1 protein-coding gene is annotated in these 576 nt (G+C 66.3%); it reads left to right on the forward strand.

The window, feature by feature from the left end; genetic code table 11:
• Positions 1–29: 29 nt before the first annotated feature.
• On the forward strand, positions 30–576 hold a 547-nt coding region (locus tag JHD77_RS32180; RefSeq protein ID WP_233410347.1), incomplete at its 3' end, for an ATPase, T2SS/T4P/T4SS family.

The raw sequence follows: 576 nt of genomic DNA on the forward strand, positions 1-576 counted from the left end.
AGGCCTGGGCCGCAGGCATCGCAAACGGCATGCGCCTGGATCCGGACTACATGATGATCGGCGAAGTGCGCGACCTCTTCGCCGCTGTCGCCGCCTTCCGTGGCGCGATGACCGGGCACGGCCTATGGTCGACCCTGCACACCAACAGCGCGATCGGCATTGTCCAGCGCCTCAAGGACCTGGGCGTCGACCCCGGCTTGCTGTTCGATCCGGCCCTGCTGACCGGCCTGATCAACCAGAGCCTGCTGCCCAAGCTCTGCCCCCACTGCAAAGTGCGCTTCCAAGACCACCAAGACCAGCTCGCGCCCGATCTGGTCGAACGGGTCCAGCGCTTGACCGATGTTTCCCAGGTGTACGTCAAGGGGCCTGGCTGCCAGGCCTGCCGTGGCTCCGGGGTCAACGGCCGCTCGATCGTCGCCGAGGTGGTGCTGCCCACCCTGGCCTTCATGCGTGTGTTCGCCAAAGGCGGCCCAGCCGAGGCACGCAACTACTGGGTCAAGACCATGCAGGGCATCACCAAGCACGCCCACGCCATCCGCCGCATCAACGAGGGCATGTTCGACCCGCAGATGGTCG

Source organism: Pseudomonas sp. P20, assembly GCF_016463925.1.
Taxonomy (GTDB): domain Bacteria; phylum Pseudomonadota; class Gammaproteobacteria; order Pseudomonadales; family Pseudomonadaceae; genus Pseudomonas; species Pseudomonas aeruginosa.